Raw genomic sequence first — 8,624 nt, 5'->3', positions numbered from 1 at the left:
TTGTATCTGATGAATATGAAAACCGCTATATCATTTATTTGATAATTAAATATCAACACCTTTTCCACAAAAAATTATCATTTTTAAGTTAATCTATTAATCTATGGAAGAGAAAATAACTAAAAATTAAACCTGCAAGCTAATTTATGCTTAATTTACTAAATAAAAGATTATTTTGGTTCTTAGCATTACCAATAATTGTTATAAATGGTTGGGCTTTATTACAAATATTTCAATATTTTGGTCGGATAATTACAATAGCAGTCTCTGCAACTTTACTCTCCTTTTTGTTAGATTACCCAGTTATTTTTTTGCAAAAAAATAAAGTAAAACGCCCCAGAGCAGTTATTTTAGTATTCTTAGTAGCATTAGTAATTATATTAGTTTTAGGGGTTATTCTAATTCCCCTACTACTAGAACAACTTACCGGATTTATTGAAAAATTTCCTAGTTGGCTCGCATCAGGCAATCAACAACTAGAATCATTTGACCAATGGGCATATAAACGTAAATTACCGATTAACTTAACCCTTTGGGCAAATAGATTTACAGAAAGTTTATCTTCTCAATTGCAGGATATTACAGGAGACATTATTAGTTTTATTGTTAATACATTAGGCAGAATTTTTGATATTTTGATCGCCATCATTATTACTTTTTATTTAATGTTGCATGGCGATCGCTTGTGGGATGGAATATTTAATTGGTTGCCTAATCATCTAGAAGTTTATGTACGCAAATCATTAAGACAAAATTTTCAAAATTACTTTATTGGCCAAGCTACATTAGCTTGTTTCATGGGTGTAGCTATGACCATCGGTTTATTATTTTTAGGAGCTCCTTTTGGTTTATTATTTGGCATCGGAATTGGTTTAATGACTTTAATTCCTTTTGGTACAGCTTTAGGTGTAACTCTCGTAAGTTTATTGATAACTTTAGAAAATTTTTGGCTAGGTATAAAGGTATTAATTGTGATAGTTTTAATCGAACAAGCAATTGAAAACTTTGTTGCTCCTAGAATACTAGGAAGCTTCACTGGTCTTAATCCTGTCTGGATTTTAGTCAGTTTATTAGTGGGGGCACAAGTATGGGGAGTTTTGGGTTTATTAATTGCTGTTCCCATAGCAGGTTTTGTCAAAAATACTGTTAATTATCTCCGCTACTATTCAGAATTTAATTAGGGTTTACTGAAAAAGTCTTATGGGTGAGGGTAGGAGTCAGGAGTCAGGAGTCAGGAGAAATAGGAATTATAGAGGAGGTAGTATAGGTTAAACTGATTTTTACTTCATTAAAAAGCATAATGCTCTCGCATTATGCAGGAAATTCTTACCTTAAAATTCATACTATTTCTCTGCAACAATGCCCTTAATAATTGCTGTTCATACCTTATTAAACTAACTATTTTTATCTCTATATTAAGTTCAACTTCATGGAGATATTCTATCAGAAAAAGTAAGATTTTTCCTTCTACCCTCTTCCTTCTTCCTTCTACTATAAAAATAGTTTTCTATTCTGCTCTGTAGAGTTTAACTTTTCTTCCAAAGTTTGCCAATCTTCTTGTTCAATGTGTTGAATAAGCTGGTCAATTTGTTCGCGAAAAGAATAGAGCGATCGTAACACCTCTCCATGATTATACTTGGCCATCATTAGTCCTAATTCGGGATTACCCCCTCCCACACGGCTTGTATCACGGAATCCAGAACTAGCAAAATCTTGTGCTAACTTGAAAACTATAGGGTTCGTCTCGCTCATACAAGCAAGAATCAAACTAGCACTGGCCATCACAGGCAAATGAGAAATCCAAGCAACAGCTCGGTCGTGTTCGTGAGGATCGCAGAAGTAAACTTTACTCTTGAGCTTCCTAGCTATTGCCTCAACTTTCTCTATAGACTCTAGGGGAGTATTTTCCGTAGGGGTTAAAATATAGGGCCTATTTTGAAATAAATCCAACTGAGCCACCTCAATTCCATTTTCTGCCTTGCCCGCCATGGGGTGTCCACCTACAAAATTCGGCCAAAGGTGGAAAACAGCTTCCACAATAGGTACCTTAACTGAGCCGACATCAGTTACAATTGTAGCCGGAGAAAGAAAAGGAATCAGCTCTTCTAAAGTAGGAATGATAACAGCTATGGGAGTACAAATAAACACTACATCAGCAATAGATAGTAAAGATAGATCCAAACTGGCCTCATCAACAGCCCCAAGAGCGAGTGCCTTTTGACAAGTTTGTTCTCGACGAGATACCCCAAGAACACGATAACCTAGGGTTCTTAAATCTAATCCAATTGAACCACCGATTAAACCTAATCCAACAATACCTATATTAATCATAATTAAATGGGGACCATACCAGGGTGCGCCCTAATGATAATCGAAGAACTTCAAAAAAAATATGCTGCTGGTGAAAGAGACTTTACTGACTTCAATCTTTTTGAGGCCAATCTTAGCGGTATTAATCTCAGTGGTGCAAACCTTAGCGGAGTAAATCTCAGTGTTGCTAACCTCAGTGGCGCAAATTTAACTGACACTAATCTTAGTAAAGCTAAACTTAATATTACTAAACTTAACGGCGCTCATCTTAGTGGCACTAACTTAAATGATGCCGATCTTAATGTAGCCAATCTAGTTTTAGTTAATCTGAAAAAAGCTCAATTAGTTGGTGCCAAATTGATCAGAGCAGAGCTAATTAGAGCAGAATTAAGTGAAGCTAATCTATCTTTTGCTGATTTAAGTGGAGCAAGTCTGGTAGAAGCCACCCTCAGAAAAACGAATCTTAGTGGTGCTAACTTAAAGGGGTCTAACCTGCGCTTTGCTTCTCTGACAGGAGCTAATTTAATAGAAACTAATCTGCAAGGAGTAGACCTTAGTGGTGCTGACCTTAGTGGCGCTGACCTTAGTGGTGCTGAATTGAGACAAACTAATTTGACTGGTGCTAACTTGAATGGAGCTGATTTAAGTGGAGCTAATTTACGTTGGGCTAGTCTGGTTGGAGCTAATCTCAAGTGGGCTAATGTTAGTGATGCCAAGCTAAGTGGTGCCGACTTAAGTAGAGCTGATTTGTCCCAGGCTAATCTCTTAAATACTAGCTTAGTTCATGCTGATTTATCAAATTCTTGTTTAATTGAAGTAGATTGGATTGGAGCAGACTTAACCGGTGCGACTTTAACAGGTGCAAAAATTTATGGTGCTTCTCGCTTAGGAATTAAAACAGAAGCAGCAATCTGTGAATGGTTTGATTTGAGCGCTAATGGGGATAGAAGTAAAGTCCATTATCTCAATGCTGAAAAAATAACAAGTTTCTTTCACGAAACTCTTCCTAAAGTAAAAATTATTGTTGATGCTCCTTTAGATAGTTCTAGCCATTATGCTCTAGCAGCAACATATTATCAAATTAGTAAGTATTTACCAGAGTTAAACCAACCACCTTCTATACAGATTAACTCTTGTCGAACAATAATCTCGTTTCAAATGAAAAGCGACAAGAAATTATTTGCTACTGCTTATGCTGCTATTGTTGCTTTTAATGATGCTGCTAAAACTCAAGAGAAAATTAGCAATATTATGAAAATGCTTAATTCTCAAGATCCAGACTATTTAACTCCTCAAACGGCTAAAAAAATCCAGCAGCTCATTACAGTTTTAAATGAATCTATTGAACAAGTTAATCAAATTAATAAAGATAAGGAATTACTGAGATTTTGCAACGGAATTAAGTTTTTTCAGATACCAACAAAAGTAACTCTCCTGAATTCAAGCGCTCAAAATTTTAATGTTTACCATCATCCTACATTTGGTAAGCGAATAATTAATAAATTTGGTAAAAATAATGGAGCAGAAACTATTATTCAAGTACCTCAAACAGAGTCATATTCTATAAATACAGTTATGGATTTCCTAGATGGTTTTTATAACTTTGAAAATTAGATATAGCAATCCTATTTTATTCGTGTCAAAAATCTTACTGCTTTTTAGGGAACAGCGGTCAGACCCTGCGTCGCCGTCAGCTCGCTTGCGAAATGATTACCAAGAGAGGGAACAGGGAATAGGGAACAGGTGAGAGTTTCAGTTTTTTTATTTACTTTTTGATTACCCGCAACCTATTTAGGATTGCTATATATGTCTCTTTTAAAAGAGGGAGTAGGGAGTAGGGAGTAGGGAGTAGGGGGAAAGAATTGATGAATAACAGTGCAATAAAAGAGCATGATTTTTGATTGTTGGAGATATCTATCTATAGTAATTAAATATCAATATCCTCACTTCTTGGCCTAAAAACCCAACATTAGCAAAGATACGGTTAGGGCTTCTATATGTCTCTTCTAAAAGAGGGATTAGGGAGTAGGGACTTTGCATACAAGTCCGTGCAGAGTAGGTGGAAATAATTAATGAATAAGAGTATGATAATTAATTTTATTTTTAATTATTGGAGATTGTTTGTCAGGGGAATGTCATTGTCATTTCAGTTTAGATTGAGACAAAAGTTTCTGATGGTGAAATAGTTTGAATTAAAAAAGTGTCTCATCCTTAAGTTAAACAACTATAAATCTTGGTTTAGGATTGGTTAGGTGGCAAGAATTATGAGTAGCTAACCAAAATCTTAACTTTCCTGGGTAACTCACGGAATATACTGAAGATTAAGCAAATATGCTGCCTTAATCTTTGCTTGTACATTGACTTTCTTAAGACAATATCTTTAATCATAATGATTATCTAAAATTTTAAATTTTATTCTTTAAGAGTGGTTTGTTATACTTTTATTTAAGGTAACAATACCAGAATAAAATATTTGTTATGTCAGTATAATATAAAACTTGTATACAATACAATACAATGAATTTAGATTGACTAAAATATTGTCATAGAAAGCAGGATTTTATAAAAAGATATTTATAGTTTTTTCCTATCCCCTAAAGTTTTGAATTTTGTACTTCACCTAATTGCAACATATTATAGCATAGTAGAGTTAAAAAGAAAATTAGGCATCAAATTTCATCTTCAATGCCAAAGTTAATATAAATACAGAAAATTACGATTATATGAAGTCAAAAAATTAACAATAAAAATTTTGTGGTCTTACATATTGCATGCCACTGGTAAGTCTTAGTTCAATGAAATATTTTGTATCTTTATGATTAATGTAGTAGTGTTAATTTGAATTTTGTATAATAGCATTTTTACAAAAATAATGTTACAAATAATAAGTGCATTCAGTTCAAAAGAAACATGCAAAAGATGTCTATTTGACAAGAAAGATCATTTATGAACTAAAAACTGGTACTGAAGCTATTCATTATGACTCAGTGACTCCTAAGAAAAACCCTATCTACTTGTAGCAAATATTTATCAATTTGGTATAAAATATTTTGAAATAAGGGAAAAGGCTGTTCTATTTATTTTCTCTTCCTAGATTTTTTACAAATTACTTAAGACTACTATATCCCGAAAATTAATATTGACTTTAAGTCTAACAGTTAACTTGATTAGATTACCTACTTTTATTTTGCACAAATAACTAACCTTAGATAAAAAATCATATTAAATAATTATATATTTAGTCAACTTAACTTAATCAACAACAGATGCCAGAAGAAATACTCAGAAGATACGAATTACTCAAAAGATATGCACAAGGGGAAAGAAATTTTACTGACATAAACCTGACAGAAGTTAACCTCAGTAAGATGAACTTAAGTCAAAGTAATTTCAGTAATGCTATCTTATTTGTCTCTAATCTTAGTGGTGCTAATCTTAGTGAATCAAATTTTAGTAAAGCTAATCTCAATGTAGCTCGCCTTAGTAATGCTAATCTCAACAAGGCAAAATTGAACCAAGCTACTTTAAATGTGGCCAATCTAGTCCGAACTAATCTGAGGGAAGCTACATTAGTTAGAGCTACATTAGTTAGAGGAGAATTAGTCAGAATAGATATGACTCTAGCTAATCTCAACAGAGCTAATCTCAGCGGTGCTGATATGAGAGAAGCTATCCTGACAGAAGCAAACTTTAAGCAAGCTAACCTTAGCGGCGCAAATCTTCGAGTGGCCACAATACAAGGAACTCATCTGGAACAAGCTATTCTGCATAGTGCCGATCTAACAAAAGCAAATTTACAAGGAGCCGATCTTACCAATGCTGAATTAAGACAGGCTAACTTAAGTATGGCTAATCTCCGGAATGCTAAGTTTAATGGAGCTAATCTGAGATGGGCTACTCTTAACGGAGCTGACTTAACTAATGCTAACCTGAGTAATGTTAAGCTGAGTGGGGCCAATCTTCATAAAGCAAATTTAACTAATACAAAATTAACTAATGCTAGTCTAGTTCATGCTGATTTAACTGAAGCCAATCTGATTAGAGCTGATTTAGTGGGAGTAGATTTATCAGGGGCAATTTTGACCGGAGCAAAACTTTATGAAGTTCCTAGATTAAATATTAAAGCTGATGAAATTGTTTGTGAATGGATTGATACTAGCCCCAATGGAGATAATAGCCAAGTATATTATTTTAAATCATCAGCAGAATCTAAGAGATTTTTTAGCCAACAATCTCCAACTGTTCAAATTATTGTTGATTCACCTTTAGATCTCAAAGCTAATGTAGCTCTCGCTACAACTTACTATCATTTAGGTAAGGATTATGATTGTGTTACTCGTCCTCCCAGTATTGAAGTTAGCTACCGAAAAACTATTTTGAATTTTAGAGCAGACAGTGATGAACTCTTATTTTTGCTAGCATTTATTGTGATTTTTCCTTTCGCTGATGCTAAAAAAGCTCAAACTAATGTGATAGAAATTGTTAAAAATATTCCTTTACAAGAAATGAATACCAAGATATTAGAATTAGAAATAAAAATGGAACAGCTTGTCAAAAAAAATCAGCGAATTCAAACAATTACCGACTCTGTTAGAGGCAAAATGGCTTTTTTTTCCAGTCCTACTCAGTTGATTTTAAATAATTCTAGCAGTCAGAGTTTAGTATTGAGTAGTAATCCAGACTTTGATAAAAAAAACTGTCAAGATATAAGAGAACAAACATTTGCTTTGCCTCCTGAAAGTAAGGTGGTTGATTTTATCAACAGCTTTTATTATATGGGTTAAAGTTTGTGATCGAAGTAGAAGTCCATAGATCCCTGCTTAATTTTCTGCGATCGCAAAATCAACCTCACTGGCCTCATAATTTGACGATGGCACGTTTAGTAGCGAGGGCCTTGCGATTGGGACGTAGTGCTTTGATTCAAACAGGGTCTCCACCAGGTAGTCATAATCAACAATATCAGTTAAGCTACCTACTACCAATATTAATGTGGCCTCAAAAAACAATATTAGTTGCTCCTCAGTCAGTACAGGAACATTTACTTACGGTAGAAATTCCTAAGTTACTTGCAAATAATTCATACACTAGCTCACCACTGCCCAATAAAGTAATCCAAACCTATACACAACAAGAATCTGACTTTAATGGACTACTCCTGATAACTCCTGAAGCTTGGTTAATGAACAAATGGGAAAATGAGCAGTTCTCTCCAGGTACTCCTACAATTATAGATTGGGCAGATGAGCTAGAAACTTGGGTTCAAAATTATTTAACTACCAGTTTTTTATCTGCTGACTGGAATCAACTGATGCAAGTTTACTCCGATCAAGCTGACTTTATTCGTGAAGCTAGGATAAATTTAACACGATCCCTCTTTCAACATCCAGCAAACCCCTACAGTTGCTATTTAATTGAACAAGATGAGGAGCAGATTTTACAAAATCTAATCGAACGTTTATCATTGGCCTCAAGAAGCAAGGAATTACATAGTAATCATCTGAATCATGATTTTTGGGTGAAGTGGCAAAGCCATGGACAATTAAGGTGGGCAGAAATTCATCGCCAGAGAGGATCGTTTTCTTTACACTGCACTCCTTGTGATTTATCTGAAGCTCTAAAAGATATATGGACTCAACAACCTGTAGTAATTATTGGAGGCGCATTAGATTTAGAGGCCCAAGCTTCTAATTATAGAAAGATGATGGGGTTAGGGGACTTGACTTGCGTGAAATTTTCTCCCGATCGCCACAGTGAGATGATTCAACTATATCTGCCCAATGGTTTGCCCATGCCAAATACACCTAAATTTCAGGAAGCATTAATTCAAGAAATTAGGACTTTATTGTATATCAGTTCTAGTGCTATTGATGGATTAATAGCGATCGTCATTGGAGATGTACCACTGAAAGCTCAAGTGGGTGCTATCTTGGCCTCTGAATTTGGTTCCCGAGTTCAAGTAGAAACAAATTCTCCTGGAGTACAAGGCATTTTGATTACTGGCTGGGAGTTTTGGCAAAAGTATCAAAAGGAATTAAAAGCACCTAAATTATTGATAATTGCTACTTTACCTCTCCCATCTTTGGAAAGTCCCTTAGTATCTGGACGAGTAAATTTTTATAAGCAACAGGGTTTAGATTGGTTTAGATTATATCTTTTGCCAAAGGCATTACAGGAATTGCAACGTTCTATTGCTTCTGTTAGAGAGTCTCAAGGTGTTGTTGCTTTGCTGGATAGTCGTGTAATTCGTCGTAGTTATGGCAAGCAAGTTTTAGCAGCTCTTAGTCCTTTTGCTAAGATTGATTACTTAGATACTA

5 protein-coding genes are annotated in these 8,624 nt (G+C 34.5%); 4 read left to right on the top strand and 1 reads right to left on the bottom strand.

The annotated features are described in order from the left end of the window. Window positions 1-146: 146 nt before the first annotated feature. Window positions 147-1,181 carry an AI-2E family transporter gene (locus AC3DU7_RS07325; RefSeq protein WP_488038694.1) on the top strand — a complete coding sequence of 345 codons (1,035 nt, stop codon included), beginning with the start codon at window positions 147-149 and terminating at the stop codon, window positions 1,179-1,181. A gap of 310 nt (window positions 1,182-1,491) precedes the next feature. Here the strand turns inward: AC3DU7_RS07325 and AC3DU7_RS07320 are convergent, their stop codons facing one another. Further along, window positions 1,492-2,328, bottom strand: coding sequence for a prephenate/arogenate dehydrogenase (locus tag AC3DU7_RS07320; RefSeq protein ID WP_488038699.1), 837 nt, complete (start codon window positions 2,326-2,328; stop codon window positions 1,492-1,494). Window positions 2,329-2,364: 36 nt separating this feature from the next. Here AC3DU7_RS07320 and AC3DU7_RS07315 point away from each other — a divergent pair, with 36 nt between their 5' ends. The 3 genes from AC3DU7_RS07315 to AC3DU7_RS07305 form a co-directional block, all read left to right on the top strand. After that, the gene (locus tag AC3DU7_RS07315) at window positions 2,365-3,924 is read left to right on the top strand and encodes a pentapeptide repeat-containing protein (protein ID WP_488038693.1); all 1,560 of its coding nucleotides are present in this window, start codon (window positions 2,365-2,367) and stop codon (window positions 3,922-3,924) included. A gap of 1,652 nt (window positions 3,925-5,576) precedes the next feature. Then, on the top strand, window positions 5,577-7,094 hold the full coding sequence (locus tag AC3DU7_RS07310) for a pentapeptide repeat-containing protein (protein ID WP_488038692.1): 1,518 nt from the start codon (window positions 5,577-5,579) through the stop codon (window positions 7,092-7,094). A 5-nt stretch (window positions 7,095-7,099) separates the two neighbouring features. Next, a partial coding sequence (locus AC3DU7_RS07305) for a helicase C-terminal domain-containing protein (RefSeq protein WP_488038691.1) occupies window positions 7,100-8,624 on the top strand: 1,525 nt, incomplete at its 3' end.

It is taken from the genome of Okeania sp., from assembly GCF_983059655.1.
The sequence above is the reverse complement of the archived record's forward strand: the minus strand, read 5'-3'. Positions and strand labels throughout refer to the sequence as shown.

What these genes read in the sequence shown, in the direction of transcription:
- AC3DU7_RS07325 (WP_488038694.1), top strand. Translation starts at nt 147, where the DNA reads ATGCTTAATTTACTAAATAAAAGATTATTTTGGTTCTTAGCATTACCA.
- AC3DU7_RS07315 (WP_488038693.1), top strand. Translation starts at nt 2,365, where the DNA reads ATGATAATCGAAGAACTTCAAAAAAAATATGCTGCTGGTGAAAGAGAC.
- AC3DU7_RS07310 (WP_488038692.1), top strand. Translation starts at nt 5,577, where the DNA reads ATGCCAGAAGAAATACTCAGAAGATACGAATTACTCAAAAGATATGCA.